Source organism: Actinomadura rubrisoli (assembly GCF_004349215.1).
GTDB lineage: Bacteria > Actinomycetota > Actinomycetes > Streptosporangiales > Streptosporangiaceae > Spirillospora > Spirillospora rubrisoli.
In genome coordinates, this window is sequence record NZ_SMKU01000027.1 from 1 (window position 1) to 26631 (window position 26631).

Consider the following 26631-nt stretch of genomic DNA (forward strand, 5'->3'; position numbering starts at 1 on the left):
CCACCACCCCGCGGGTGCTGTCCGGTATCCAGCCCACCGCCGACTCGTTCCATCTCGGCAACTACCTGGGCGCGCTACGGCAGTGGGTGGCCCTGCAAGACACGCACGAGACGTTCTACTGCGTGGTCGACCTGCACGCGATCACCGTCGAGCACGACCCTCCGACCCTCCGCCGCCGGACGAAGGTCGCCGCCGCGCAGCTGTTCGCGATGGGCGTCGACCCCGAGCGCGCCGCCGTGTTCGTGCAGAGCCACGTCCCCGAGCACGCCGAGCTGGCGTGGGTGCTGGGCTGCCTCACCGGGTTCGGGGAGGCGGGCCGCATGACCCAATTCAAGGACAAGTCGTCCAAACAGGGCACTGGGGGCACCAGCGTCGGCCTGTTCACCTACCCGGTCCTCCAGGCCGCCGACATCCTGCTGTACTCGCCCGAGCCGGGCGCGGGGGAGCGCGTCTTCCACGTGCCGGTCGGCGAGGACCAGCGGCAGCACCTGGAGCTCACCCGCACCCTCGCCGGGCGCTTCAACCACCGCTTCGGCGAGACGTTCGTCGAGCCCGAGCCCTACATCCCGGCGGGCGCCGCGAAGATCACCGACCTGCAGGAGCCGACCGCGAAGATGAGCAAGTCGGCGTCCTCGCCGCAGGGCATCGTCGACGTGCTGGAGGAGCCCGGCCCGATGCGCAAGAAGATCATGCGCGCGGTCACCGACACCGGCTCCGAGGTCGTCTACGACGAGGAGAAGAAGGCGGGCGTCACCAACCTGCTGCGGATCTACTCCGCGCTGGACGGCTCGTCCGTGCCGGACCTGGAGCGCCGGTACGAGGGCTCCGGCTACGGGCAGTTCAAGAAGGACCTCGCGCAGCTCGTCCTGGACACGTTCACGCCGATCAGGGAGCGCACCCTGGCCCTGCTGGAGGACGAGGAGCGGCTCGACCTGCTCCTCGCGCAGGGCGCCGGGCGCGCCTCGAAGGTCGCGGCGCGGACGATGGCGACCGTGCGCGAACGGGTGGGATTCGTGGGACGTGGTCACTGACCAGGCGGCCTCGGGGGGCTCGGAGGGATCGGGGGCCGGCGGCGCCCGCATGATCGGCGTCGCCATCCCGATCCCCGACCCGTACGGCTCGGCGCTGCAGAGCAAGCGCGCCTCGTTCGGCGACCCGCTCGCCGACGCCATCCCGACGCACATCACCCTCCTCCCGCCGACCGAGGTGGACGGGGAGGCGCTCGGCGTGGTCGAGAAGCATCTGCGCCGGGTCGCGCGCACCGAGCGGCCCTTCCGTATCCGGCTGCACGGCAGCGGAACGTTCCGACCCGTGTCCCCGGTGGTGTTCGTGTCGCTGGCCGAGGGGATCGGCGACTGCGAGCGCGTCCAGTCCCGGGTGCTGTCCGGGCCGCTCTCCCGGACGCTGCCCTTCCCGTACCACCCGCACGTCACCATCGCCCACCACCTCGCGGACGAGGTCCTGGACCGGGCGTTCAAGGACCTCGCCGGATACCGGGCCGAGTTCGAGGTCTGGGGGTTCTCGCTGTACGAGCACGGCGACGACGGCGTGTGGCGGCGCCAGCGCGACTTCGTCTTCGGCTCCGGCTCCGGCCCGGACACGTAGTGTTGAACGGCCGGTCACCGTGCGCCGCATCCTGCGGCCCGATCTGGGTACGGTGCCGTACATGCGGCAGGTGATCAATAGAGTGCAGCGGCAGGCCGAAAGCCTGCTGGACACCGGAAAAGACCTGCTGCGCGGCGCGCGCGCACGCTGGAGATGGTTCGACCACCTCGGACGGGCCTTCGACCGGTACCAGGAGCGGCGCGGCGACCGGCTCGCGGCGGCCCTCACCTGCTACGCGTTCCTGTCGTTCTTCCCGCTGCTGGCACTGGCGTACTCGCTGCTCGGCTACCTCGTCGGCGTCAGCAAGCAGGCCCGCGACTACTTCGTCGACGCCATCTACTCGCTGTTGCCCGGGCTGTCCGACCAGCTCCAGGTCGAGGAGATCGCCAGGTCCAAGACCACCGTCGGCCTCTTCGGCCTGGCGGCCCTGCTGTTCACCGGGCTCGGCTGGGTCCAGGTGCTGCGCGAGTCCCTGCGCGATATGTGGGGGAACGAGCCGGGCGGCGGCGGCAACTTCTTCCTCAAGTGGCTGTGGGACCTCGCCGTCCTGGTGTTCCTCGGCGTGATCCTGATCTGCGGGATGGTGACGTCGACCGTCACGACGTCCGCCACGCACACCGTCCTCAAGTGGTTCGACCTGGAGGACGTGCCGGGGGCCGGGACGGGCCTGCGGCTGCTGTCGCTGGCCTGCGCGATGGCGTTCAACACGGTGATCTTCCTGGTGCTGTTCACGCGGCTGTCGGGCACCCGGGCGCCGTGGCGGCGGATCGCCAAGGGCGCGCTGTTCGGCGCGATCGGCTTCGAGGTGCTCAAGCAGACCGCCACGCTGCTGATCGGGCGGACGACGCAGAACCCCGTCTACGCCTCGTTCGCCGTCCTGGTCGGGCTGATGGTGTGGATCAACGTCGTGTCCCGGTTCTCGCTCTTCGTCGCCGCCTGGACGGCGACCCGCAGCGTCGTCCTGACCGCCGACGCCGAAGCGGAGGCCAGAGCGGAAGCGGAGGCCAGAGCGGAGGCCGAGGCCGGTGCCGAAGCGGAGGCCGACGTCGAAGCCAAGGAGGCGGACGAGAAGCCGGACGAGGCGTCGCCGCCAAGCCCCGCGGAGCAGCGTGCCGAGCCGCTGCGCCGCTGAGCCTGGCTGAACCGGGGCCTAGGGAGCCCTTACCGGCCGGGGTCGTCGTAGGTCGGCTCCGGGGGGCCGTGCGGCTGCCGCGCGGACGAGCCGTCCCGGCGCCGGCGCCGTAGCACCAGGAACAGCACGCCGATCGCCAGACCCGCGCCGACCGCGCCGCCGCCGACCAGCATCCACATCCGGGTCGAGTCGTCGGAGGCCAGCGGCGCGTCCGGCAGCAGGCTGCCCGAGCCGTCCTTCCTGGTCTCCGAGGCGTCGCCGGGCGCGACCAGCGTGCCCACCGGCTTGATCTTGCCGCGCGTCGCGAAGCCCCAGTCCAGCAGCTCGGTCGCGTACTTGGAGGGCGGCATGTCGGCCTTCATCAGTGAGATCACGATCGTGTGCCCGCCGCGCCGCGCCGCGGCGACGTAGGTCTGCCCGGCGGCGATGGTGTAGCCGTTCTTGCCGCCCAGCATCCCCGTGTAGGCGTACCGCTCGCCCGGCAGCAGCTTGTTGTGGGTGTGGATCGGGTACCCGCCGACCTTCCGGCCCTTCTTGCGCTGGCTCTTGGACGGCGGCGCCGGGAACTGGAAGTCGATCGCCTGGACGTACTTGCGGTAGTCGGCGTTGCGCAGCCCCTCGCGCAGGATGAGCGCCAGGTCGTACGCCGAGGTGTGCTGGGTGCGGATGTTGAGGCCGAGGTCCTTGTCGAGGCCGTTCGGCGACCCGGCGAGCGTGTCGCGGGCGTTGATCCGCCTGGCTTCGGCGTTCATGTCGGCGAGCGCCTTGGCCATCCCGCCGTCGGCCTCCGCGAGCGTCACCGCCGCGTCGTTGGCCGACATCATCATCAGCGCGTGGAACAGGTCGGAGACCTTGTACTGCATCTTCGGCGTCAGCCCGACCTTGGTGCCCTCGACGTCGCAGGCCCGCTGGGACGGCCGGACGAGCCGGTCCGGGTCCAGCTTGGGGACGAGCGCCAGCGCGGTCAGCGTCTTGAGCGTGCTGGCCGGCAGGTACTTGCCGTGCGGGTCCTTGGCCGCCAGCACCTCGCCCGTGTCGGCGTCCGCGACCATGTACGAGGACGCCTTGATCTTGGGCGGCGCGGGCACCCCGGCCGCCTGGTTGACGACCATCCCCCGGCCGGCGAGCTGCGGCCCGCCGACCGGATCGGCCGGCGGCGCGGCGTGCCGTGCGGCCCGTCCCACCCCGGCCGCCGTGGCCGGTGGCGCCGTCAGCGAGACCGCGACGAGCGGCACCGTGATCACCGTCGCGGTGCGGCGCAGGCGCGCTCGCATCCGCCGTCGCTGTGGTCGCAAGCTCTCGCCGCTCCTCGTTCCCGCAGCCGCGAAGCTGCCCCCTACGCCCATGACTCCCCCGAAGACTAGGCGACGTATCCGGAGAAGAGGTACCCGAACGTGGAGACGGCGATCCTCGGGACGTACGGGATTCACCGTACGTAGGGGACGACTAGAATCGGTTACAGTCCGTCGTGCCCGGTAATTTTGGTCGGACTGACTAGTTCGTTCGAGTGGTGTCGCGGACAGGAGTGATGACCGAAAAGTACGCCCCGGCGCGTCCGGTGGAGGCCCGGACGAGTCAAATGATCCGCAAAGGGCATGGACACCCGACGGGGTCGCGCGCACGGCGTCATCATGGAGCGAACACCTGGCCTGGACCGGCGTTTGTCCAGGCTTAGGGACCCGCTGGCTGATTAGCGCCACGTGCCACGCAACGACCTGCAAGGATTGTGGACGGAGGTTGGCCGTGGCCATTGACTTCAACGCATCGAACGGGGCGACCCTCGGGGTCGAGTGGGAGCTCCAGCTGATCGATGTGGAGACCAGGCACCTGCGGCAGGACGCACGCGAGGTGCTCGCCGCCCTGCCGTCCCTCAGCGAGGGCTCGGTCAATCCCAAGATCAGGCACGAGCTCATGGAGTCGACGGTCGAGATCGTCACCGACATCTGCCACACCGTGGGCGAGGCCAAGAGCGACCTGACGGCCACCCTCGCCGCCCTCCGGGCCGCCGCCGCCGAGCGTGACATCGCGCTGGCCTGCACCGGCACCCACCCCATCAGCGACTGGCGCGACGCGGTCATGGCCCCGATGGGCCGCTACGCCCAGCTCATCGAGCAGATGCAGTGGCTGGCGCGGCGCATCCAGACCTTCGGCGTGCACGTCCACGTCGGCGTCTCGGACGGCGCCAAGGCGATCCCGATCGTGAACGCCCTGTCGGCCTACCTGCCGCACTTTCTGGCGCTGACGGCGTCCAGCCCGTTCTGGAGCGGCAGCGACACCGGGCTGGCCTCGTGCAGGGCCGTCGTCTTCGGACAGCTGCCGACGGCCGGTCCTCCCCACTCGCTAGACGATTGGGCGGCCTTCGAGGATTACATGGCGACGCTGATGCGCGCCGGAACGATCCGGACCATCAAGGAGGTCTGGTGGGACATCCGCCCGCATCCCGACTTCGGGACGGTCGAGATCAGGATGTTCGACGGCATTCCCACCCTGCGGGAGGTGGGCATGGCCGCCGCCCTGTGCCAGAGCCTGGTCACGCTGTTCGACCAGCAGCTCGACCGGGGCTACACGCTGCCCCGCCCGGACACCTGGGTGGTGCGCGACAACAAGTGGCGCGCGACCAGATACGGACTCGACGCCATCGTCATCACCGATGACACTGGAAGCACCGCACCACTCCGCGACGACCTGTACGAGCTGATCCGGGAACTGGAGCCCGTTGCCGATCGGCTCGGCTGCGCGGAGGAGCTCAAGGTGGTAGGGGAAGTTCTCGAACACGGGGCGCCGTACGAGCGGCAGCGGGCGATCCGCGCGGAGGGCGGGTCGCTCGAGAACATCGTCGACGCGGCGATCACCGAGCTCGCGGAGGACAGGTTCGTCACACTGGGGGAGGTCGCACATGCCGGAACCTGAGGAACCGGCCCGCCCGGGCGAACGGCCCGCGCGCCAGAGCCGCCCGGGGTCCCCGCCGCCCGGACGGCCCGGCGCCGCGTCCGGCCGGGGCCGCCCGGCGGGGGCCGCCGGGGACGCGGGCGGCGACGGCGAGGCCGCCGAAGCCGCCGGGGACGCCACGAACGTCAGAGCCGCCGAAGACGTCAGAGACGTTAAGGGCTCTGAAGACGTTAAGAGCACCGAAGACGTTGGAGATGCCAAGGACGTCGGGAGCAGCGGTACCGACACCACCATCGGGCGCGAGCCGTTCGGCTCCGCCATCGCGCAGGGGGCGCACATGACACATCCGGGACACGGGGTGATGCCCGGCCTAGAACCACCGACCGCTCCGGGCTCCGCGGACCCCGCGGGCCCCAAGGGCCTTGGCAACGGAGATGCCCGGGGCGGCGCCGCGGCGGGGACCGCGTCGCCCGCCCCGGTGTCCGGCGCGTCCGGTGCGGCCGGGCCGGGCTCCGCCGCGACGCTCGGGGGCGCCGCGTTGCAGCCGCAACTCGACGCGTTCCTGGCCGGGCACGAGGACGAGCTGGTCGCCTTCCGCCGCGACCTGCACATGCATCCCGAGCTGGGGTACGCCGAGCACCGCACGACCAAGCAGATCGCCGAGCGGCTGCGCGCGGCCGGGCTGGAGCCGCGGATCCTGCCGAAGGGCACGGGCCTGTTCTGCGACATCGGTCCCGCCGACGGGACGACGGTCGCGCTGCGGGCCGACATCGACGCGCTGCCGCTGCAGGACGAGAAGGAAGGCGCCCCCTACCGCTCGACGGTGCCGGGCGTCGCCCACGCGTGCGGCCACGACGTCCACACCGTGATGGTGCTGGGCGCGGGGCTGTTCCTGGCGCAGCAGGCGGAGGCGGGGCTGCTGCCCGGCCGGGTCCGGCTGCTGTTCCAGCCCGCCGAGGAGACGCCGGGCGGGGCGCTGGACGTGATGGCCGCCGGCGGCATCGCGGGCGTGGACCGCGCGTTCGCGCTGCACTGCGACCCGCGCATCGAGGTCGGCCAGCTCGGCCTGCGCACCGGTCCGATCACCGCGGCCTGCGACAAGGTGTACGTGAAGGTGACCGGTCCCGGCGGGCACACCGCCCGGCCGCACCTGACCGCCGACCTGGTCTACGCGCTCGCCAAGATCGTCACCGAGCTCCCGTCGGCGCTGTCGCGCCGGGTCGACCCGCGCTCCAGCCTGTCGCTGGTGTGGGGACGGGTGTCGGCCGGGTCGGTCGCCAACGCGATCCCGGACGACGGCATCGCCGAGGGCACCGTCCGCTGCCTGGACGACGAGGCGTGGCACCGGGCGCCGGAGATGATGAAGTCGCTGCTGCAGTCGGTGGCCGCCGCCTACGACGTGGAGGCGTCGCTGGAGTACATCCGGGGCGTCCCCCCGACCGTCAACGAGGCCGCCAGCGTGCAGATGTTCCGCGACGCCGCGGCGCAGGTCATCGACGAGGAGGGCGTGGTGCCCACCCCGCAGAGCCTCGGCGGCGAGGACTTCGGCTGGTACCTGGAGTCGATCCCCGGCGCCCTGGCGCGGCTCGGGGTGCGGACACCGGGCTCGCCGGGCGAGTACGACCTGCACCGGGGCGACTTCGACGTGGACGAGCGGTGCATCCCCGTGGGCGTGCGGGTGCTCGCCGCGACCGCGCTGACCGCGCTGTGGGAGGGCGGGCGTCCGGGCGACGCCGAGCCGATCGAGGGCGCCGCACTGGCCTGAACCCCCCGAGTAGCTCCCTTCCCCCCGGAGGGTCCCCCCGCTTCCGCGCAAGCCATGCCCTGACCTGTGGCGATATGTGTACGCATTGGTAACGGACCTGTTGCGAAACAGTGCAAGCAGGGAGTTTTCCACCAGCAGCGAGGTAGCGTCCCGATCGATTTCGGTGGCCGGTCGGCCGCCGACCGTGGGTGGGGAACGGAAGGAGCGCTACCTTGCGCCGTGGACTGAAGATTTCGCTCGTCACCGTGACGGGTGCGGCGCTGACGCTCAGCGCCTCCGCGTGCGGTGGCAAGAAGGCGGACACCGGCAAGGACGACGGGGACGGCAAGAAGTCCCTCAAGATCGGCCTCGCGTTCGACATCGGCGGCCGCGGCGACCAGTCGTTCAACGACTCGGCCGCGGCCGGGCTCGACAAGGCCAAGAAGGACCTGAACGTCACCACCGAGGAGATCTCGGCCAAGCCCGACGAGCCCGACTCCGACAAGGAGTCGCGGCTGCGCCTGCTCGCCAACAAGGGCTACAACCCGGTCATCGGCGTCGGGTTCGCCTACACCACCTCGCTGGTCAAGGTCGCGAAGGACTTCCCGAAGACCAGGTTCCTCGTCGTCGACGCCGACCAGTGCAAGGTGACGGGCGCGAACGTCAAGGGCGCCTGCTTCTCCGAGGAGCAGGGCTCCTTCCTCGTGGGCGCGGCCGCGGCGCTGAAGTCCAAGACCGGCAAGATCGGCTTCATCGGCGGCGTCAACGTGCCGCTGATCACCAAGTTCCAGGCCGGCTACGAGGCGGGCGCGAAGAAGGCCAAGCCGGGCATCAAGGTCCTGCCCGCCAAGTACCTGACGCAGCCGCCGAACTTCGACGGGTTCAAGAACCCGGCGCTCGGCAACGAGGCCGCCAAGGGGCAGCTCGACGGGGGCGCCGACGTGATCTACCACGCGGCGGGCGGCGCCGGGATCGGCGTCATCAAGACCGTCGGCGCGGCCAAGAAGTGGGCCATCGGCGTCGACTCCGACCAGTACAACCAGCCCGCGGTCGCGGGGGCCAAGGAGTTCATCCTCACCTCCATGATCAAGCACGTGGACGTGGCCGTGTTCGACTTCGTCGAGAGCGTCGCCAACAACACCTTCCAGCCCGGCACGAAGAAGTACGACCTGTCCAACGACGGCGTCGGCTACTCCCTCACCGGCGGCAAGATCGATGACATCAAGGCCAAGCTGGACGCGCTGAAGGCCGACATCGTCGCCGGCAAGATCACGGTCCCGACGAAGCCCTGACCCTCCTTCGCGGGGTGAGGAGGCACGTCCAGCGCAGCACGTCCAGCACAGCGCGTCCAGCACAGCGCGTCCAGCACAGCGCGTCCGACGCGGGACGTCCGAGGCAGGAGGAGGGGGTCTCGTGCCCGACCAGGTGCCGGCCGTGCGGCTGACATCGATCACCAAGCGGTTCCCCGGGGTGGTGGCCAACCGCGACATCAACCTCACCATCGAGCGCGGCGAGGTCCACGCGCTGTGCGGTGAGAACGGCGCCGGCAAGTCCACGCTGATGAAGATCCTCTACGGGATGCAGCGGCCGGACGAGGGCGCCATCGAGATCGACGGCGAGAAGGCCGCGTTCCGGACCCCCGCGGACGCGATCGCCCGCGGCATCGGCATGGTGCACCAGCACTTCAAGCTGGCCGACAACCTCACCGTGCTGGAGAACGTGATCCTCGGCGCGGAGCCCCGCCGCCGCGGGCGCATCGACTTCGGCGCCGCCCGCGCCAAGATCAAGGAGATGTCGCAGGCGTACGGGCTGCGCGTCGACCCCGACGTGCTCGTGGAGACGCTCGGCGTCGGCGAGCGGCAGCGCGTGGAGATCCTCAAGGTGCTCTACCGGGGCGCCCGCGTGCTGATCCTGGACGAGCCGACCGCCGTGCTCGTCCCGCAGGAGGTCGAGGAGCTGTTCGGCAACCTGCGGGTCCTGCGCGCCGAGGGTCTGACCGTGCTGTTCATCTCCCACAAGCTGGACGAGGTGCTCTCGGTCGCCGACACCATCTCGGTGATCCGGCGCGGCACCACCGTGGCGACGCGGCTCGACCCGTCCGAGGTCACGTCCCGGCGGCTGGCCGAGCTGATGGTCGGCTCGGAGCTGCCGACCCCGGAGCTGCGCGAGTCGACCGTGACCGAGGACGTCCAGCTGGACGTCGGCGGGCTGACGGTGCTCACCCCCGAGGGCCGCCCGGTCGTGGACGGGGTGTCGCTGCGCATCCGGCGCGGCGAGATCGTCGGGCTGGCCGGGGTGGAGGGCAACGGGCAGAGCGAGCTGATCGAGGCGATCATGGGCATCCGGCACGCGGACGCCGGGACGATCGCCTGCGGCGGCGAGGACATCACCCACTGGACGACCCGCCGCCGCCGCGAGGCCGGCATCGCCTACATCCCCGAGGACCGGCACCGGCACGGGCTCGTCCTGGAGGGGACGCTCTGGGAGAACCGCATGCTGGGCCACCAGACCCAGCGCCCGAACGTCCGCGGCCCGTGGGTCGACCGGCGCGGCGCCCGCCGCGACACGACCCGGATCGTCCGCGAGTACGACGTGCGCACCCCGGGCATCGACGTGCCCGCCGCCGCGCTGTCGGGCGGCAACCAGCAGAAGCTCATCGTCGGGCGGGAGATGTCCGGCGAGCCGCGCCTGCTGATCGCCGCGCACCCGACCCGCGGCATCGACGTCGGGGCCCAGGCCGCCATCTGGGACCACCTGCGGCGGGCCCGCGCCGCCGGGCTGGCCGTGCTGCTGATCAGCGCCGACCTTGAGGAACTCATCGGAATGTCCGACACCCTGCACGTGATCCTGCGGGGCCGGCTGGTCGCGGAGGTCGATCCGCGGACGGTCACCCCGGAGGAGCTCGGCTCCGCGATGACCGGCGCCGGAGGCGCGTCATGAGCGAGCCGAACGACCCGGCCCCCGGTTCCCCGGAACCGCCCGGCGGCGAGGACGCCCCGAAGCCCGCCCCGTCCGGGCCGGACATGGGGAAGGGCGGCGCGGCGAAGGGCGAGGCGGCGGCCGTGGACGACGTGCCGGAGCCGGTTCCGGCGTGGAAGGCCGTCCTGCAAGGGCTGGGCCCGCGCGGGCTGGCGCTGAAGATCGGCGCGCCGGTCCTGGCACTGCTGATCTCGCTGCTGATCACGATGGCGCTGCTGCGGAGCACCGGCGCCGACCCGGTCAGCTCGATCCAGAGCATGATCGACTACGGCACCACCGAGAACTCGATCGTCGACATCGTCAACCGCGCCACCCGCTACTACCTGTCGGCCGTCGCGGTGGCGATCGGCTTCCGGATGGCGCTGCTGAACATCGGCGTGGACGGCCAGTACCGGCTCGCGGCGATGCTGTCGGCGTCCCTCGGCGGCGCGCTCACGCTGCCCGCCCCGTTCGGCCAGATGCTGGTGATCGTGGCGGCGATGCTGGTCGGCGGGCTGTGGGCCGCGATCGCGGGCGTGCTGAAGGTCACCCGCGGGGTCAGCGAGGTGCTGTCCACGATCATGCTGAACGCCATCGCCACCGGCCTGATCGCCTACCTGCTGAACGACAAGCGGCTGGCGGAGGTGCGGCCCGGCAGCAACAACGTCGCGACCCCGCAGATCCCGTCCGACGGACGGGTCGGGCCGCTGAACGGCTTCCTGTCGGCGTTCGGGCTCGACCTGCCCGGCCGAGTGTACGGGCTGCTGCCGGTCGCGATCATCGTCGGGATCGTCTTCTGGGTGGTCATCAACCACACCCGGTTCGGCTTCGACCTGAAGGTGTCGGGGCTGTCCCCGACGGCCGCGCAGGCCAGCGGCGTCAGCGCCCGCCGGATGATCGTCATCACGATGGTGGCGTCCGGCGCGGTGGCGGGCCTGATCGGCATGCCGGAGCTGCTCGGCGCGTCGTATGAGTACTCGCTGAACTTCCCCGCGGGCCTCGGCTTCACCGGCATCACGGTGGCGCTGCTCGGCCGCAACCATCCGGTCGGCATCGCCCTCGCGGCGCTGCTGTTCGCGTTCCTCGACCAGACCTCCGACGTGCTCCAGGAGGTCGACGTGCCCAAGGAGATCGTCGGGGTGATGCAGGGCGTGGTCGTGCTGACCGTCGTCATCGTCTACGAGCTGGTCCGGCGCTGGGAGATCCGGCTCCAGCAGCGGACCGTGGCCGTCGAGCTGGCCACCGGCCACGACCTGGCCCGCGAGGGCGCTGGGAGCCCCTCATGAGCGCTACCGAGATCGTCGCCAAGGCGAAGGCGGCCGATGGCCGGGCACGGCTGCGCTGGCCGCACTACCTGCTGATCGCCGCGGGCCTGCTCGTCCTGCTGTCGCTGGTCCGGCTGATCGACGACGCCGACGACGTGACCTCCAGCGGGACGGTCAGCGCCGCGCTGCGGCTCGCCGTGCCGATCTTCCTGGCGGGCCTCGGCGGGCTGTGGTCCGAGCGCTCCGGCGTGATCAACATCGGCCTTGAGGGCATGATGATCCTCGGCACCTGGACGGGCGCCTGGGCCGGGTACCAGTGGGGCCCGTGGATCGGCGTGCTGTTCGGCGTCCTCGGCGGCGCGCTGGGCGGCCTGCTGCACGCCATCGCGACCGTGACGTTCGGCGTCGACCACATCGTGTCCGGCGTCGCGATCAACATCCTGGGGCTCGGCCTCACCCAGTTCCTGGCCGGGCTGATCTTCAACACCGGCGAGGCGAAGGCGCTGGGCGGCGGACCCCGGCAGTCGCCGCCGGTCGACCCGATCAGGACGCTGACGCTGCCGGTGCTGTCCGGCGGCGAGATCGGCGGCTGGAAGAGCCCGGACTGGCTCGGGTCGCTGGAACGCCACCACTGGTTCCTCGTCTCGGACGTGGCGGGCATCCTGCGCGGCCTGACCAGCGGGATGTCGCTGCTGACGCTCGTCGCGGTCCTGCTCGTCCCGCTCAGCTTCCTGGTCCTGTGGCGGACGGCGTTCGGGCTGCGGATCCGCTCCTGCGGCGAGGACCCGTACGCGGCGGAGTCGCTCGGCGTGCACGTCTACCGGATGAAGTACGCCGCGGTGATGATCTCCGGCGGGTTCTCGGGCCTGGCAGGCGCGTTCCTGGTCACCATCGCCGCCCCGCTCTACCAGGACGGCCAGACCGGCGGCCGCGGCTTCATCGGCCTCGCCGCCATGATCTTCGGCAACTGGCGTCCCGGCGGCCTCGCGGCCGGCTCGCTGCTGTTCGGGTACACCGACGCGATGAACGTGCGCGGCGGCGGCCAGGCGGTGCACGCGCTGCTGCTGTTCGTCGCGGTCCTGCTGATCATGGTGGCGGCCTGGCAGGCGGTGCGCGGCAACCGGCTCCGCCCGCTGGTCGCGACCGACCTCGGCCGCCGGGAGGTCCGCAACGCCTACATCGGCGCCGCCCTGGCGCTGGTCGCGTCCGCGGGCCTGCTGGCGTGGTTCCTGACGAGCGAGGCCGTCGCCGGCGAGCTGGTCTCGTTCACCCCGCACCTGACGACGCTCCTCGTCCTGGCCCTGGCAAGCCAGCGCCTCCGGATGCCCGCGTCGAACGGCCTCCGGTACAGGCGGGGTGAGGCGCGTTAGAGATCATGGACGTATGACGGATATTGACTGGGGTGCGCTGCGGGTTGCCGCGCGCGAGGCGATGGGGCGGGCCTACGCGCCCTACTCCGACTTCCCCGTCGGCGCCGCCGCGCTGGTGGACGACGGCCGCGTCATCACGGGCTGCAACGTGGAGAACGCCTCGTACGGGCTCGGCCTGTGCGCGGAGTGCGCGGTGGTGTCGGCGCTGCACGGCCCCGGCAAGTCCGAGCGGCCCCGCCTCGTCGCGCTGGCCGTCGTCGACCGGCACGGCGATCCCCTGATGCCGTGCGGGCGCTGCCGCCAGCTCCTCTGGGAGCACGGCGGCGCCGCGATGCTGCTGGAGACGGCCCGGGGCGTCCTGCCCATGTCGGACGTCCTGCCGGACGCGTTCGGCCCCGACGACCTGACCGACCGAGCCTGAGAGGAACCACGTGGACGCCATCGACGTCATCCGCGCGAAGCGGGACGGCGCGACGCTGACGCCCGAGCAGATCGACTGGGCGGTCGACGCCTACACCCGCGGCGTGATCGCCGAGGAGCAGATGTCGGCGCTGGCGATGGCGATCCTGCTGAACGGCATGACACGGCCGGAGGTGGCCCGCTGGACGGACGCGATGATCCGGTCCGGCGAGCGCATGGACTGGTCGGCGCTGGAGCGCCCGACCACCGACAAGCACTCCACCGGCGGCGTCGGCGACAAGATCACCCTGCCGCTGGCGCCCGCCGTGGCCGCGTGCGGCGCCGCCGTCCCGCAGCTGTCGGGCCGGGGCCTCGGCCACACCGGCGGCACCCTGGACAAGCTGGAGTCGATCCCGGGCTGGCGGGCCTCCCTCAGCGCCGGCGAGATGCTGGACGTGCTCCGGCGGACGGGCGCGGTGGTCTGCGCGGCGGGCGGCGGGCTGGCCCCGGCCGACCGCAAGCTCTACGCGCTGCGCGACGTCACGGGCACCGTCGAGTCGATCCCGCTCATCGCGTCCTCGATCATGTCGAAGAAGATCGCGGAGGGCACCGGCGCGCTCGTCCTGGACGTCAAGGTCGGCTCCGGCGCGTTCATGAAGACCGTGGAGAACGCCCGCGAGCTGGCAGAGACCATGGTCGCCATCGGCACCGACAACGGCCTGCGGACGGTCGCCCTGCTGACGGCCATGGACCGTCCGCTCGGCAACGCGGTCGGCAACGCCGTGGAGGTCGCCGAGTCCGTCGAGGTCCTGGCGGGGGGCGGCCCGGCCGACGTGGTCGAGCTGACGGTGACGCTGGCCCGCGAGATGCTCGCCGCCGCGGGCGTGGCCGGCAAGGATCCGGCCGACGCCCTGAAGGACGGCTCGGCGATGGACGTCTGGCGCCGGATGATCTCCGCGCAGGGCGGCGACCCCGACGCGCCGCTGCCCGCCGCCGCCGAGACGCACACCGTCACCGCCCCGTCCTCGGGCACCCTGTCCAAGCTCGACGCCTACGGGGTCGGCGCGGCCGCCTGGCGGCTCGGCGCGGGCCGCGCCCGGAAGGAGGACCCGGTCTCGTCCGGCGCGGGCGTCATCTGCCACGCCAAGCCGGGCGAAACGGTCACGGAGGGTCAACCCCTTCTCACCCTCCACGCCGACGACGCGTCCCGCTTCGCGCGGGCCCTGGAGTCCCTCGAAGGCGCCTACGAGATCGCGGACACCGCCGCCCTCCAACCCCTGATCATCGACCGGATTGCCTGAACTGGGCGGTTTGTTAACAATCACCGTTGACGGGGCTTCAGTCCCCTCTGGAAGCTGATCAGGTTTCGTTCAGCTTCGGAGGAGCAACGGTGCGACTCTCACTACTGACCGTGACGGCGTTCGCGGGCATCACCGGCCTCGCCGCCGGCGTCACGCCCGCGTTCGCCGACACGGCGCGTCCCCACATCGTCGTCAAGGACGGCAAGACACAGCCCACGTTCTCCTTCAAGGACGCCGTCCGCGAAAAGGTGTTCGTCGAGACGAACGTGGACAGCGACCACGACGGCAAGCGTGACCGCGTGTCGGTCTTCGTCACCCGCCCCAAGGAGACGAACGGCGGCCTCAAGGTCGCCTCGATCCTGGAGGGCAGCCCGTACTACGCCGGGACGCAGGACCCGCCCTACCACCCCGCCGACGTCACCGACTACCCGCGCCTCGCCCCATGGGCGGTGCCGCCCGGCCCGCCCGCGCCCGTCAGCTACTCCCGCGTCTACTACGACAACTACTTCGTCTCGCGCGGCTACGCCGTCCTCGCCGCCGACACCCTCGGCACCGGCGACTCCGACGGCTGCCCCACCGCCGTCGGACCCAACGAGACCGACGGCATGACGTCGGTCATCAAGTGGCTCACCGGCAAGGCCACCGCCTACGACGCGCACGGCAAGAAGATCAAGGCGAACTGGTCGACCGGCGACGTCGGCATGGCCGGCAAGTCCTACGACGGCACCCTGCCCCTCGCCGCCGCCGCGACCGGCGTCAAGGGCCTCAAGACCGTCGTGTCCGTCTCCGGCGTCTCCAACTGGTACGACGAGTACCGCGCCAACGGCGGCGTCGTCGCCCCCGACGGCTGGGAGGGCGAGGACCTCGACCTGCACGCCAAGGCCGTCCTGACCCGCAAGAACCTCGCCGTCTGCGAGAAGGTCATCCGCGACCTCGAACCGAAGATGGACCGCGTCACCGGCGACTACAACCGCACCTGGGACGAACGGAACTTCGCCAAGAGCGCCCCCCACTTCAAGGCCAGCGTCTTCATGACGAGCGGCCTGGCCGACTGGAACGTCAAGCCCGTCCAGATGTCCCTGCTCTGGAACGGCCTCAAGAAGGCCGGCGTCGCCCGCAAGCTCTGGATCCACCAGGCGGCCCACGACGAGCCCTTGGACGTCCGCCAGGGCGCCTGGCTGGAAAGCCTCAACCTGTGGTTCGCCCACGAGCTCTACGGCGTCCGCAACGACATCACCAAGCAGCCCAAGGTCGACCTTGAGCGCACCCCCGGCCAGTGGGAGACGCACAAAGACTGGCCCGACCCGTCCGCCCGTCCGGTGAAGCTGGGCCTGTCGCCCGGCACCCTGGGCCAGCGCGGACACGGCACCGACACCCTTGTGGACGACCCGTCCCGCAAGGCCGAGGACCTCGCCGCGGGCCAGGACAAGCCCGACCCGAACCGCCTCATGTACCTCTCGCCCAAGCTGACCAAGGCCACCAAGCTCAGCGGCACGGCCCAGATCAGGCTCCGCGCGTCCGTCGACGGCAAGTCCCCGTACCTGTCGGCCCTCCTGATCGACTACGGCGCCGACGAGCGCGTCTCCGGCTTCGCCCCCGCGTCCCCGCCCCAGAAGTGGTGCTACGGCGACTCCATCCCGGGCGACGAGGGCTGCCGGACCGTCCGCAAGTACTCCACCGCGGTCACCCCGTTCAAGATCGTCACCCGCGGCTGGACGGACGTCCGCAACCGCCACTCCATCTCCGTCACCGAGCCCGTCAAGGCCGGCAAGGACTACACGTTCAGCTGGCCCATGCAGCCCTACGACTACGTCTTCAAGCCGGGTCACCGCATCGGCCTGATGCTCCTGGCCACCGACCACGCCTACACCCTCCGCTACCCGGCCGGCACCAAGGTCGCGGTGGACCTGCGCGGAAGCACCCTGACCCTCCCCCTGACCGGCTGACCCCACCGGCCCCGCCGCCCACGCGGCGGCGGGGCCACCGACTGCCGGGCCTGGCCCACAACGGCCACACACGCCATTCGCCTTGACCGGTCCACTGACCCTTGCCACGATCGTCTGTCGATCGGATTCGCCAGGGAAGGACCGCGCGTGAGCCACCATCCGATCCATCGGCTCCCGGCCACGAATCGCGATCCGCGAACGGTACGTCGACTACAGCCCCTACACGATGTTGTACATCGGCCATGCCGACGTAGCATCCCTCTGGCATTCCCACCGTTGATCTCCCGACTGCGCGATCAGTTGAGCGCCTCCGGATGGTGTCCGCGCGAAGTCGTCCTCGAAGCCGCCCAGGCCCGCCTGCTGATCGAGGCGCCAGTGGACGGATATGGCGCACGGGTCCTCGGTATCACCACCACGACCGGCCGCCCCCGCGTCGCGGTGTACGTCTCTTCGCCCTGTCTTCTCCACCCGGACAGACGGGGTGCCCGAACGTCTTGACGCAGGTCAGCGCCGGTGCAAGCGTGGAAGGAGATGGTGCAAAGGGGGACCCATCATGATCGAGATCAAGAGCATCGAGAAGCCGGACGACCGGCGGGACTTCCTGCGGGGGCATCTGGAGATCGTCCAGCTGACGGGGCTGGTCTTCGCCAAGGCGACGTTCGAGCCCGGCTGGCGCTGGACGGAGTCGATCAAGGACATCGCGGGCACCGACCTGTGCGAAGTGCACCACAACGGATACATCGCCGAAGGCAGGCTCCGCATCCGCACCCAGGACGGCGCCGAGCAGGAGGTCGGCCCCGGTGACGCCTTCGTGGTGACACCCGGCCACGACGCCTGGGTCGTCGGCGACGAGCCCTGCGTGGCGTTCGACTTCGCCGGCGGCATGGACGATTACGCGAAGGCGACCGGCTCCTAGACGGTCACTGCGCGGGCTGACCGAGTCGGCCATGGCCGACTCGGTCAGCCGGGCGGCCAAGTCCTCCAGGACCTTGGGTCCCGCCGTGCTGGCCGGGACGCGGACGCCGGTGTTGGGGGGCATCAGCCTATGGAGCGCTGCAGTTCATGGCGGGTGCGGCCAACCCGTACACGATGGCGGGTTCGGCCGATTCGATCGCGGCCGACCGGCTGTCGCACTTTTTCGACCCGCGTGGGGAGCATGGCGGTGGACACCGCGTGCCCGTTGTCGCTGGTGGCGCTGGAGCGAGCATGCCGAGTGCTGCTGGAAGACGACGGTTGCCGGGTAGCGCTGGCGTGCTGGGTGAATGTGCTGATGTCAACGCACCATTCCGTGGGGATTCTGTCCGACACGCTTATGACGAGACCCAGAGCCTGGCGGGCCAGCTCCCAATGGGATGCTGCTGACCTGCAAGGGCCTGGGCCACACCGCCTACGGCCGCAGCAACGGTTGCGTCACCGGCGCCGTGGACGCCTACCTGACCGATCTTCGTTCGATCAGATCCGGCACGGCCTGCCGAGCGAGTGCGTCGGAGGACAGGGAAGCACCGGCCGGTCCGAACGCGAAGGGGTGCAGGGTGAGGTCAGAGCGAACGGGGAGACGTCACCGCCGGATCCCCGCCTTGATCCTGGTGGCGGGGGTCACCGCCTGCGCCACCCCGGAGACCCGGGCCTCTGACCCGCCCGCCGAGTCCTCCGGCTGGACGGCGACCGTCTACTACACCGCGGTCGAGTCCTTCCACCACGGCCCTCGGCGGACGGTGCGCGGGTGCCCGCGCCTGGACTGCGACCACGGCCGCGACGACCTCGGCTCCTATCCGGAGGACTTCGCCAAGGCCGTGCGTGACGAGGGCACCGGCCGCATCACCGACGGCCCTCGGCGCGGGCGCTACCTCAACTGGTCGCACGACGTCGGCTACTGGCTGGACACCGCTCCGCGCGACACGGCCGGGCGTCCACTGCGCCCCTGGGTATCGGCGGCCGCCGACCGCTCGGTGCTGGCGCCGGGACACCGGTTCACCATCACCCGGTGCGGCAACGACGACGACGGCGCCGCCATCGAGGCGCGGATCTGCGCGCGCTTCCGGTCGTCCCGCTGGACGGTCGTGGACGAGTTCACCCCGGGGCTCGGCGGGCCCCGCCACATCGACCTCTATATCGGCGAGGAGACCGGCCCCGATTTCACCGAGTCCCCCCTCTACACCACGCTTCACGGCGCGTCCCTGCGTCCGTCCTCCTGACCACGATCCGCCGGTGACCGTCGTGGCGTTGAGGGGCGGCTCGTATATCTCTGGACGGGTGTGCGATGCCCCGGATCCTCGTGGTGGACGACGAGCCAACATCCGTGACCTCCTGGCGCAGGCCCTGCGGCTGGTCGGCTCCGAGGTGCGGGCCGCGGCCCGCACCGCCCTCACCACCGGGTCCGCCCTCGCCACCGTCACCCGCGTCACCGGCTTCGCCGCTTCCGCCGCGTTCGGCGTGGAGATCATGACGCGCCTCGCGGCTCATGGAGCTGACCGGCGGCCACGGCGTGGAGGCACCGGCTGTGCTGGCGGACCTGGGCGCGCGCGGCGCCACCGCCACCCCGTACACCGCCTACCCGGAGGCCACGGCCGACTCTTTAATCCTGGCAATGTCGTCTCGTCCCTTTCCCGCTTCGCCCCGGCAGCCACCGGTTCCACCGTCCCAGGAGCCGCATCAGCGCCGGGACCAGGACCAGCCGGATCAACGACACGTCCAGGATCACCGCGGTCGCCACCAGGAACCCCAGCCGCCGCAACTCCTGGCGGGCGGCGGTCAGCAGCGCCGCGAACGTCACCACCAGCACCGCGGCGGTCAGCGTGATCGGCTGTCGCCGAGCCCCAGCGCGACAGCGTCAGCAACCGAACGCCGCGCCCGTGGCCAGCGCGTTCATCGGTGGTGGCGCTTCCGGGGCCGAGAAAGATCCGGGGCTGCGCGAACTTCTCTGTGCCGCCAGTACATCCAGACGCCCGCACCGGCACGCGGGTTCGGGACGCGCCGGGTCGGATTGATCACGTCCAGGCGCGCCAACCCCGCCGGGCCGCGCCCGCATCTCACCCGGTACAGCGCGATCATGAAGGACGCGCACCGAGGACGGGAGCGGGGACCCATGCGGAAGATCGTGATCACCGGGGTGGCGGTGGCGCTGGCGCTCGGCCTGACGGCCTGCAGTGGGGACGGCGACGGCAAGACCGCGGCGGCGCCCTCGTCGCCCGTCGGCTCCGCGCCCGCGCCGAGCGGCAGCGCCACGCCGGACGCCTCCTCCACTCCCGGCGGCGCGTCCACCCCCGGCACCCCGTCCACCCCTGAGGGCTCGGACGGTTCGGACGCCCCGGTGACCCAGAACACCCCGACCGCGCGCCCGGGTGGCCAGCAGATCAAGTCGGCGACCGGACGGCTGCGCTACCTGGCGCCGGGCAAGTTCACCGTCGGCAACGTCACCTTCTTCACCGCCAACGACACCGTCTTGTACGTCGCCGGGAGCACGTGCCCGGACGGCAGCACCCCGCCCGACGTCAGCAGGTGCTCCATGACCGGATTCGACGATTGGGCGAAGGCCGCGCCGCACAACGCCACCGTGCGCTTCTCCGGCCAGGCCGCCACCCTCATCCGGGAGACCCAGTAGGGACCAGCAGCTTGGGACGACGTGAACCAGTTGCCCGAGCGGGTGGGGTCGAACCAAGTGTTCAGTGACTCGTGACAGCCCGATCGGCTGCCGTCCTACCTGGGGGAACGGTTCCTTGGGAAGGGCGGGTGGCCTCCCAGGCGGCCTCGATCATCTGGAAGATCTCGTCCACCGCGGCCTCCGGGTCGGCCGCCTCGCGGGCCAGCGAATAGGCGTCGATCACGAATCTCGCGATCGTCCGGCAGGCCGTTGTGGTCTGTGGCAGGTCGGGATCGGCGGCGATGGCCGTTGCCAGCGACTCCGCATGGCGCAGCCTCATCGATTCCTCGTACTCCCGCAGGGCGGGCGATGCGTCGACCATGCGCCAGATCGGGGCGGCGCCGTCCGCCGTGCAATGTCGCACCAGGGCCTGGATCTCGCGGCGCAGCGCAGGAATGAGCGGCTCGTGCGGCGTTCGGCCGGTGACCGCCTGCGTGAGGCGCTGCTCGAAGTTCTCGTCCTGCTCGAACACCAGGGCCTCTTTGGAGGCGAAGTGGGAGAAGACCGTGGTGACGGCCACGTCGGCCTCGGCGGCCACGTCGCGGATGCCCACCGCGTCGTACCCGCGTTCCAGGAAGAGCCGCAGGGCGGTGTCGGCGATCTTCTGGCGGGTCGCGGCCTTCTTGCGCTCACGGCGTCCGGGCGGCACGGTCACACCCTGACACTATCAGATACAAAGGCGGAACCGTTTTGAAACGCTAACCGTTAGTGCTATGGTCGGCCGCATGAAGAGAGTGAGCTTCGCCGAGTTCGGCGGTCCGGACGTTCTGCAGCTCCTGGACGCCCCGGAGCCCCACGCGGGCCCTGGTCAGGTACGCGTCGCCGTGCGGGCGGCGGGCGTGAACCCCGTCGACTGGAGGATCCGTGAGGGCCAGTTCCAGAAGGTCCATCCGATCGAGCTGCCCGCCGGTGTCGGGCTGGACGCCGCCGGGGTGGTGGACGAGGTCGGCGAGGGCGTCGAAGGGGTCGAGGTCGGCGACCGCGTGTTCGGCGAAGGCTCAAGCACCTATGCCGAGTTCGCCGTGCTGTCGGCCTGGGCCCCGATGCCCGAGAGTTTGACGTTCGAGGAGGCGGCCGGGTACCCGTCGGTGGTGGAGACCGCGCTGCGCATCATCGGCCAGGTCGGTGTGCGACCCGGGCAGACGCTGCTGGCCAGCGGTGCGTCCGGGGGAGTCGGGTCGGCGGTGTTGCAGATCGCCCGCGACCGCGGCATCACGGTGATCGGCACGGCGGGGGCCGCGAACCAGGACTATCTGCGTGGCCTGGGCGCCCTCGCCACGACGTACGGCGAGGGCTGGGTCGAGCGGGTGCGGCGGCTCGGCTCGGTCGACGCGGCTCTCGATCTGGCCGGCTCGGGCGTGATCCGCGAGCTCGTCGAGCTGACGGGGGATCCGCGGAAGGTGGTCTCCATCGCCGATCTCGGTGCACCGGAGCTCGGTGTCCGATTCTCCGGCGTGGCCGGGAGCATGCCGGAAGCGCTCGCCGAGGCCGCCGGCCTCATCTCGCGGGGGAAGCTCCACATCCCGGTCGAGAGGTCGTACACGCTCGCCGACGCCGCGGCGGCGCACATCGACAGCCGTGCCGGTCACACGCGCGGGCGCCGGGTCATGGTCATCTGAGCCGTTCCCGTGCGGTGGACGGGTCAGTCGTGCAGGGTGGGCCGGTAGGTGAGCTCTTGGGTGCGGCCGTCGAGCGTCCGGCTCTCGATCAGTTCGAGGTCGAAGTCGGCCGCACCCTGGAAGATCGGGTCCAGCCCGGTCCGTCCGGTGATCACGGGGAAGATCGTGACCTGGACGCGGTCGACCAGTCCGGCGGCCATCAGCGCCCGGTTCATCGACAGGCTGCCGTGCGAGCGCAACGGCACCTCGGACTCCTCCTTGAGCCGGGCGACGACCTCGACGGCGTCGCCGCTCACGAGCGTCGCGTCCGGCCAGTCGAGGGGCCCTTCAAGGGTGGTCGACACCACCGTCGCCGGCAGGTTCCTCATCCGGGTGACCCACGGGTCACGGACATCGGAGTCCTCGGCGCTTGAGGCCAGCATCTGCGCGAACGCTCGATACGTGTTGGCGCCGAAGACCATCCGCTGCTCCTCGCCGTGCACGGCGAGGCGGTGGTCGAGCAGCTCGGGGCCTTGCTTGCCCCAGTAGCCCGTCCAGTTGCCGCTGGTGGCGCCGAAGCCGTCGAGGCTGGAGAAGACATCGAACGTGTACGTAGCGGTCATGATGATCTCCTCATGCGGTTGGTCGCGTGTCAGGAATACAGACTGGCGACCGCGGCGAGACTCATCACCCTCGCACGCCTGGAGCCCGGCCGTCCCGACAAGGCGCAAGGTCAGCGAAAGTGTTGCGACTCGGCGGATCTACGGCTCCCCCGCGAAATCCGGAATATTGCCCCGCAGGTTCCCGCCGCAGCCATTGAGGCCCGGTATGTTCCCACCGCAACCTGGCGGCAGCGGGGACCGGAAGGTGGGCAGGGCGACTGCGCTTCCGGTGGTTCCTGCCAGCAGCACCAGAGCCAGCGTCGCTGCTGTCAGCGCGCGGCGGGTAGAAGGCCGTGTCTTCGGCTTTGCGGATCGGAGTCGTTGTTCAGCGGCGATCATCTGTTCTCTCAGACTGTCCGCCTGTTCTTTCAGGATTTGGACCTCGGCGGCCAGTTGGGCTTTGTCCTTGCGGGTTTGCGCAAGCGTCCGCCGGCGCACCTGCTCGCGCAGGCGGTTGAGTTCCATGGCGTGCGTCCCGCCGCCGGCGATGCGTTCCCAGGCCGCCACCCACGGCCCGAGGTCTTCGGCTGAGACCATGCAGGCGTGCACCAGCGCGATCAGCTCGTCCCTGGTGGGGGCGCGGTCCCCGTTGAGGATCTTGCTGGCGGTGGTCCTGGTCAGATGCAGGCCGGCGCGGCGCGCCCTGAACTCCAGATCGCGCAGGCTCAGCTTCCCGGCCCGAGCCCGCAGCATCCGTAGCCTCGCCACCAGTTCGGCGTCGGTGGCGACCGCCGCCAGGTCCAGATCCTGAGTGCCAGGCGCAATGTCCACGACCATTCCCGTCCACAGCCGTCTCAACGTGTCCACGGGCTTTCATTGCCCAGCGTAGAAGCGGCCGCCGCCATTGACGAGTGAATGTCCACGGCCGTGGCGCCGGTGTCCACAACCGGGCGTGATCGGTTCGCTCACGCCGGTGTTTCGTCCATGCCTCTGGTGCCGCCGGGGCGGCCCGCAATGCCCTGGTGCGCGTCTCTTTATCCGGATGCTGGACGGGGGGCGATCATTTGCGTCTTTCCTGGGGTTCGCTGGTGATCCAGTTCCAGCTGGTGATCGTGGTGCGCATCAGGCGGGCGGCGGTCGACAGGTGGCTGTCGGTGCCCCAGTAGAGGGTGAGCTTGCGGCGGCAGCCGGGGTCGTCGACGGCGATCCAGGCCCCGGGGGGACGGGTGGCGGTGCGTCGCGCGATGGAGGGGACGAGGCCGATGCCGAGTCCGGCGCTGATCAGGTCGGCGATGGCGCTGGGTTCGTCGCCTTCGCAGACGATCTTCGGGGTGAGGTCTCTGTCGGCGAAGAGGCGGTCGAGGAGCCTGCGCTGCCAGTGTCCCTTGCGGGCGGTGACGAAGGGCTGGTCGGCGAGTTCCTCGATGCTCACCGAGGTACGGGCGGCCAGCGGATGGTCGAGCGGCGTGGCCACCCACACCGCCTCGTCGTGCAGTTGGACCGACTCCAGGCCCTCGGCGTGGATCGGCTGTGAGGCGACGCACAGGTCCACGTCCTGGGCCCGCAGGCGGCGGGCCATGTCCTCGGCCGGCGTCCAGAGGAGTTCGACCTCGATGCTGGGATGTGCCCGCTTGTAGGCCGCCAGCGGTCCGGTGAGGGTGAGGAACGTTTCCGACGCCAGCCTCACGGTGCCCACGCCTTCGCTGGTGGCCTCGGCGACGGCTCGCCGTCCCGCGTCGAGTTCGCCGAGGGAGCGTTCGACGTGGTCGCGGAAGAGCTTGCCCGTGTCGTTCAGCCGGAGGCGGCCGGCCCGATCGAACAGCGGGGTGCCGAGTTCGTTCTCCAAGCGGCCGATGGTGCGGCTGAGCGACGGCTGGGCGACGCGCAGTTCGTCGGCTGCGCGGCTGAGGTGTTCGAGCCGCGCCACCACCAGGAACTGCCTGAGCGTGTTCAGGTCCACGGCCCTCTCCTCCAACTGAGGTCATGCCTGCAGCGTGATAACTGCATAGCAATATTGATCTTAGACAGAATAACTCGCCGATCATAGTGTCGTGGCGATCCCGAATCGAGAAGCGTGAGGAGGACGGCCATGGCCACCGCGGCCGACAAGTTCCGTCCGGCCCTGCCGGTCGCGCATCGCAGGAGGCTCAGCGGGTGGGTACTGCGGGCCGTCGTCAGCGTGCACCTGGTTGCGATCTTCGGCCAGCCGGTGTTCGCCGGCGTGTTCCTGAGCGGTGACTACGACGGCCTGCGCTGGCACGAGGCCGGCGCCAACGTCACCACCTCCGTCGGCTACGTGCAGCTGATCGCGGCGATCGTGGTCTGGGTCCGGCTGCGTCAGAGCTGGCCGTTCCTTGTCACGTTGGCCCTGGTGGTCGCCGAGACGGTGCAGTACTTCGCCGGGATGGACGGTGCGCTCTGGCTGCATCTGCCGCTGGGGGTGATCACCATCGTCGCGCTCGCCGTGGTGTTCATCGCCGTATGGCGCCGGCCCCTCCAACGGCGCGAGCGGGTGCGGGCCACGACCGCGCAGGAAGGGGACGGCGATGAGTGAGCAGGGACGTGCCCGTGGAGTGACCAGGCGCCAGGCACTGGGCATCGGCGGGGCGCTGGGGCTGACGGCGGTCACCGGGCTGTCGACCGCGGCCGGGCTGGCCCGCCGGCCGCCGGTCACCGGTGACGAACTGCGCAGCGCCGTGCCGCTGCCGCCCGCGTTCCAGGTGCCGCTGCCGATCCCCGCCGTGCTCGCGCCGGTCGGCACCTCGGGCGGTGCCGACCGTTACGAGATCACCCAGCGCGAGGCGGCCGTGGAGATCCTGCCCGGTATCAGGACGCCGATGTGGACGTACGGGGGGACCTTCCCGGGGCCGACGATCGAGTCGCGTCGCGGCCGTCCGATCACCGTGAGGCATCGCAACGAGCTGCCCGTCCCGACCGTCGTGCATCTGCATGGCGGACGGACCCCGGCAAGCGCCGACGGGTACCCGACCGATCTCGTCCTGCCCGAGGGGTGGCCGGACGCCGCGCGCACCGGCCACGGCGGGCACGGCATGGGCGGGCACGGCATGCACGATCCGCGGGCGGCGGTGACCAGGCTGACGCGGGACTACGCGTTCCCGCTGGACCAGCGGCCGACGCTGCTGTGGTACCACGACCACCGGATGGACTTCACCGGCCCCGCGATCTGGCGGGGCCTCGCCGGACTGCACATCGTGCGCGACGACGCGGAGGACGCGCTCGGCCTGCCCGCGGGGCGGCGGGAGCTGCCCCTCATGATCGCGGATCGGGTGTTCGCCGCCGACGGCCGTCTCGACTACCCCGCGCTCGACCCGAGCCTGCGGGAGCGGCCGGGCGTTCGCGGGGCCTTTCTCGCCGGAGTCCTCGGGGACGTGATCCTGGTCAACGGCGCCCCGTGGCCCGTGCACGAGGTCGACGCGGCGCGGTACCGGCTGCGCATCCTGAACGCCTCGAACGCCAGGCACTACGAACTCGAAGCGGTCACGGGCGACGGGCGCCGGCTCGATCTCGTCCAGGTCGGCGCCGACCAGGGCCTGCTCGCGGCGCCGGTCACCCACCGGCTCCTGCCGATGGCGCCGGCCGAACGGTACGACGTGATCGTCGATTTCGCCGGCGTCCCGGTCGGCGGCCGCGTCCGGGTCGTCAACCGGCTGGGCTCCGGGCGCACCCGCGACGTGATGGCCTTCCGGGTCGCGCGCAAGGACACCGACAAGAGCCGCATCCCGCGCGTCCTCTCCAGGGATCTGCCGGCCTGGCGCCGGTCGGACGCCGCCAGGGTGCGCGAGATCTCCTTTCGCGCCGGACGGATGCACGGCGGTCATGGATGGCTGATCGACGGGAAGCCGTTCGACCCCGCCCGTACCGACGTGACCGTCCGTCTCGGTGAGGTCGAAGTGTGGCGGCTGGTCGCGGACGTGCACCATCCCGTCCACCTGCATCTGGTCGGCTTCCGCGTGCTCGCGCGCGGCGGCGGGCGGCCGCTGCCCCACGACGCGGGCCTCAAGGACACCGTGTCGTTGCGGCCGGGCGAGTCAGTGGAGATCATCACCCGTTTCGACGGCTATCGCGGGCGCTTTCTCTTCCACTGCCACAACGCCGAACACGAGGACATGGGAATGATGGCCAATCTTGAAATCGTCTGACGCCGCGCATTAAGGAGCAATC

At 70.9% G+C, this 26631-nt stretch carries 24 protein-coding genes and 2 pseudogenes; 20 read left to right on the top strand and 6 right to left on the bottom strand.

The window, feature by feature from the left end:
* The 3 genes from trpS to E1298_RS08490 all read left to right on the top strand — a co-directional run.
* Positions 1 to 1031: tryptophan--tRNA ligase (gene trpS, locus E1298_RS08480; protein WP_131890757.1), on the top strand; the 1031-nt coding region annotated here is incomplete at its 5' end.
* Positions 1021 to 1605: a 2'-5' RNA ligase family protein gene (locus E1298_RS08485; RefSeq protein ID WP_243725456.1), complete on the top strand. Its 585-nt coding sequence runs from the start codon at positions 1021 to 1023 to the stop codon at positions 1603 to 1605. The genes trpS and E1298_RS08485, both read left to right, overlap by 11 nt.
* A gap of 61 nt (positions 1606 to 1666) precedes the next feature.
* Complete coding sequence (locus E1298_RS08490) at positions 1667 to 2737, top strand: YihY/virulence factor BrkB family protein (protein ID WP_131890760.1); 1071 nt, start codon at positions 1667 to 1669, stop codon at positions 2735 to 2737.
* 29 nt (positions 2738 to 2766) lie between these two features.
* Here E1298_RS08490 and E1298_RS08495 read toward each other — a convergent pair whose 3' ends face one another.
* Positions 2767 to 4011, bottom strand: a complete 1245-nt coding sequence (locus E1298_RS08495; RefSeq protein WP_131890763.1) for a D-alanyl-D-alanine carboxypeptidase family protein — start codon at positions 4009 to 4011, stop codon at positions 2767 to 2769.
* Between the two features lie 469 nt (positions 4012 to 4480).
* Here E1298_RS08495 and E1298_RS08500 point away from each other — a divergent pair, with 469 nt between their 5' ends.
* The 13 genes and pseudogenes from E1298_RS08500 (at position 4481) to E1298_RS08555 (ending at position 18804) form a co-directional block, all read left to right on the top strand.
* Positions 4481 to 5647: a glutamate--cysteine ligase gene (locus tag E1298_RS08500; RefSeq protein ID WP_131890765.1), complete on the top strand. Its 1167-nt coding sequence runs from the start codon at positions 4481 to 4483 to the stop codon at positions 5645 to 5647.
* Positions 5648 to 5963: 316 nt separating this feature from the next.
* Positions 5964 to 7391: an amidohydrolase gene (locus tag E1298_RS08505; protein ID WP_243725461.1), complete on the top strand. Its 1428-nt coding sequence runs from the start codon at positions 5964 to 5966 to the stop codon at positions 7389 to 7391.
* Positions 7392 to 7603: 212 nt separating this feature from the next.
* Positions 7604 to 8662 carry a BMP family lipoprotein gene (locus tag E1298_RS08510; protein WP_131890768.1) on the top strand — a complete coding sequence of 353 codons (1059 nt, stop codon included), beginning with the start codon at positions 7604 to 7606 and terminating at the stop codon, positions 8660 to 8662.
* Positions 8663 to 8783: 121 nt separating this feature from the next.
* Positions 8784 to 10310: an ABC transporter ATP-binding protein gene (locus tag E1298_RS08515; protein WP_131890770.1), complete on the top strand. Its 1527-nt coding sequence runs from the start codon at positions 8784 to 8786 to the stop codon at positions 10308 to 10310.
* On the top strand, positions 10307 to 11614 hold the full coding sequence (locus tag E1298_RS08520; protein WP_243725457.1) for an ABC transporter permease: 1308 nt from the start codon (positions 10307 to 10309) through the stop codon (positions 11612 to 11614). The genes E1298_RS08515 and E1298_RS08520 overlap by 4 nt, the downstream gene beginning before the upstream one ends.
* Complete coding sequence (locus tag E1298_RS08525; protein WP_131890773.1) at positions 11611 to 12963, top strand: ABC transporter permease; 1353 nt, start codon at positions 11611 to 11613, stop codon at positions 12961 to 12963. The genes E1298_RS08520 and E1298_RS08525 overlap by 4 nt, the downstream gene beginning before the upstream one ends.
* A gap of 13 nt (positions 12964 to 12976) precedes the next feature.
* Positions 12977 to 13384: a cytidine deaminase gene (locus tag E1298_RS08530; protein WP_131890776.1), complete on the top strand. Its 408-nt coding sequence runs from the start codon at positions 12977 to 12979 to the stop codon at positions 13382 to 13384.
* 10 nt (positions 13385 to 13394) lie between these two features.
* Positions 13395 to 14663, top strand: a complete 1269-nt coding sequence (locus E1298_RS08535; RefSeq protein WP_131890778.1) for a thymidine phosphorylase — start codon at positions 13395 to 13397, stop codon at positions 14661 to 14663.
* An 89-nt stretch (positions 14664 to 14752) separates the two neighbouring features.
* Positions 14753 to 16609, top strand: coding sequence for a Xaa-Pro dipeptidyl-peptidase (locus E1298_RS08540; RefSeq protein ID WP_165975370.1), 1857 nt, complete (start codon positions 14753 to 14755; stop codon positions 16607 to 16609).
* 553 nt (positions 16610 to 17162) lie between these two features.
* Complete coding sequence (locus E1298_RS08545; protein WP_131890783.1) at positions 17163 to 17525, top strand: cupin domain-containing protein; 363 nt, start codon at positions 17163 to 17165, stop codon at positions 17523 to 17525.
* 240 nt (positions 17526 to 17765) lie between these two features.
* A pseudogene (locus tag E1298_RS51770) lies at positions 17766 to 17903 on the top strand (beta-ketoacyl synthase N-terminal-like domain-containing protein); the annotation flags it as partial.
* A 58-nt stretch (positions 17904 to 17961) separates the two neighbouring features.
* A pseudogene (locus E1298_RS51775) lies at positions 17962 to 18069 on the top strand (alpha/beta hydrolase); the annotation flags it as partial.
* 126 nt (positions 18070 to 18195) lie between these two features.
* Entirely contained in the window at positions 18196 to 18804 is a 609-nt protein-coding gene (locus E1298_RS08555; RefSeq protein WP_243725462.1) for an RlpA-like double-psi beta-barrel domain-containing protein, read from the top strand.
* A gap of 380 nt (positions 18805 to 19184) precedes the next feature.
* On the opposite strand, the gene E1298_RS08565 is transcribed toward E1298_RS08555, so the two are convergent.
* The gene (locus E1298_RS08565; protein ID WP_131890786.1) at positions 19185 to 19409 is read right to left on the bottom strand and encodes an MMPL family transporter; all 225 of its coding nucleotides are present in this window, start codon (positions 19407 to 19409) and stop codon (positions 19185 to 19187) included.
* A gap of 285 nt (positions 19410 to 19694) precedes the next feature.
* Here E1298_RS08565 and E1298_RS08570 point away from each other — a divergent pair, with 285 nt between their 5' ends.
* A complete protein-coding gene (locus E1298_RS08570; protein ID WP_131890789.1) occupies positions 19695 to 20210 on the top strand; it encodes a hypothetical protein in 516 nt (171 codons plus the stop codon).
* 61 nt (positions 20211 to 20271) lie between these two features.
* On the opposite strand, the gene E1298_RS08575 is transcribed toward E1298_RS08570, so the two are convergent.
* Positions 20272 to 20904, bottom strand: coding sequence for a TetR/AcrR family transcriptional regulator (locus tag E1298_RS08575; protein WP_131890792.1), 633 nt, complete (start codon positions 20902 to 20904; stop codon positions 20272 to 20274).
* A 70-nt stretch (positions 20905 to 20974) separates the two neighbouring features.
* Between E1298_RS08575 and E1298_RS08580 the strand changes: the two genes are divergently transcribed.
* Complete coding sequence (locus E1298_RS08580) at positions 20975 to 21868, top strand: NADP-dependent oxidoreductase (RefSeq protein WP_131890794.1); 894 nt, start codon at positions 20975 to 20977, stop codon at positions 21866 to 21868.
* Positions 21869 to 21891: 23 nt separating this feature from the next.
* Here the strand turns inward: E1298_RS08580 and E1298_RS08585 are convergent, their stop codons facing one another.
* The 3 genes from E1298_RS08585 to E1298_RS08595 form a co-directional block, all read right to left on the bottom strand.
* On the bottom strand, positions 21892 to 22470 hold the full coding sequence (locus E1298_RS08585; RefSeq protein ID WP_131890797.1) for a dihydrofolate reductase family protein: 579 nt from the start codon (positions 22468 to 22470) through the stop codon (positions 21892 to 21894).
* Between the two features lie 138 nt (positions 22471 to 22608).
* Positions 22609 to 23316, bottom strand: a complete 708-nt coding sequence (locus tag E1298_RS08590) for a helix-turn-helix domain-containing protein (RefSeq protein ID WP_131890799.1) — start codon at positions 23314 to 23316, stop codon at positions 22609 to 22611.
* Between the two features lie 193 nt (positions 23317 to 23509).
* Complete coding sequence (locus E1298_RS08595; RefSeq protein WP_131890802.1) at positions 23510 to 24409, bottom strand: LysR family transcriptional regulator; 900 nt, start codon at positions 24407 to 24409, stop codon at positions 23510 to 23512.
* Between the two features lie 129 nt (positions 24410 to 24538).
* Here E1298_RS08595 and E1298_RS08600 point away from each other — a divergent pair, with 129 nt between their 5' ends.
* Together E1298_RS08600 and E1298_RS08605 are read left to right on the top strand one after the other, a co-directional pair.
* Positions 24539 to 25003, top strand: coding sequence for a hypothetical protein (locus E1298_RS08600; RefSeq protein ID WP_243725458.1), 465 nt, complete (start codon positions 24539 to 24541; stop codon positions 25001 to 25003).
* Entirely contained in the window at positions 24996 to 26609 is a 1614-nt protein-coding gene (locus E1298_RS08605) for a multicopper oxidase family protein (protein ID WP_131890805.1), read from the top strand. The genes E1298_RS08600 and E1298_RS08605 overlap by 8 nt, the downstream gene beginning before the upstream one ends.
* The last annotated feature ends 22 nt before the right edge of the window (positions 26610 to 26631 follow it).

Coding starts and splice junctions, on each gene's coding strand:
- E1298_RS08490 (WP_131890760.1), top strand. CDS start 1,667: ATGCGGCAGGTGATCAATAGAGTGCAGCGGCAGGCCGAAAGCCTGCTG.
- E1298_RS08495 (WP_131890763.1), bottom strand. CDS start 4,011: ATGCGAGCGCGCCTGCGCCGCACCGCGACGGTGATCACGGTGCCGCTC.
- E1298_RS08505 (WP_243725461.1), top strand. CDS start 5,964: ATGACACATCCGGGACACGGGGTGATGCCCGGCCTAGAACCACCGACC.
- E1298_RS08520 (WP_243725457.1), top strand. CDS start 10,307: ATGAGCGAGCCGAACGACCCGGCCCCCGGTTCCCCGGAACCGCCCGGC.
- E1298_RS08525 (WP_131890773.1), top strand. CDS start 11,611: ATGAGCGCTACCGAGATCGTCGCCAAGGCGAAGGCGGCCGATGGCCGG.
- E1298_RS08530 (WP_131890776.1), top strand. CDS start 12,977: ATGACGGATATTGACTGGGGTGCGCTGCGGGTTGCCGCGCGCGAGGCG.
- E1298_RS08545 (WP_131890783.1), top strand. CDS start 17,163: ATGATCGAGATCAAGAGCATCGAGAAGCCGGACGACCGGCGGGACTTC.
- E1298_RS08570 (WP_131890789.1), top strand. CDS start 19,695: ATGCGGAAGATCGTGATCACCGGGGTGGCGGTGGCGCTGGCGCTCGGC.
- E1298_RS08580 (WP_131890794.1), top strand. CDS start 20,975: ATGAAGAGAGTGAGCTTCGCCGAGTTCGGCGGTCCGGACGTTCTGCAG.
- E1298_RS08585 (WP_131890797.1), bottom strand. CDS start 22,470: ATGACCGCTACGTACACGTTCGATGTCTTCTCCAGCCTCGACGGCTTC.
- E1298_RS08600 (WP_243725458.1), top strand. CDS start 24,539: ATGGCCACCGCGGCCGACAAGTTCCGTCCGGCCCTGCCGGTCGCGCAT.
- E1298_RS08605 (WP_131890805.1), top strand. CDS start 24,996: ATGAGTGAGCAGGGACGTGCCCGTGGAGTGACCAGGCGCCAGGCACTG.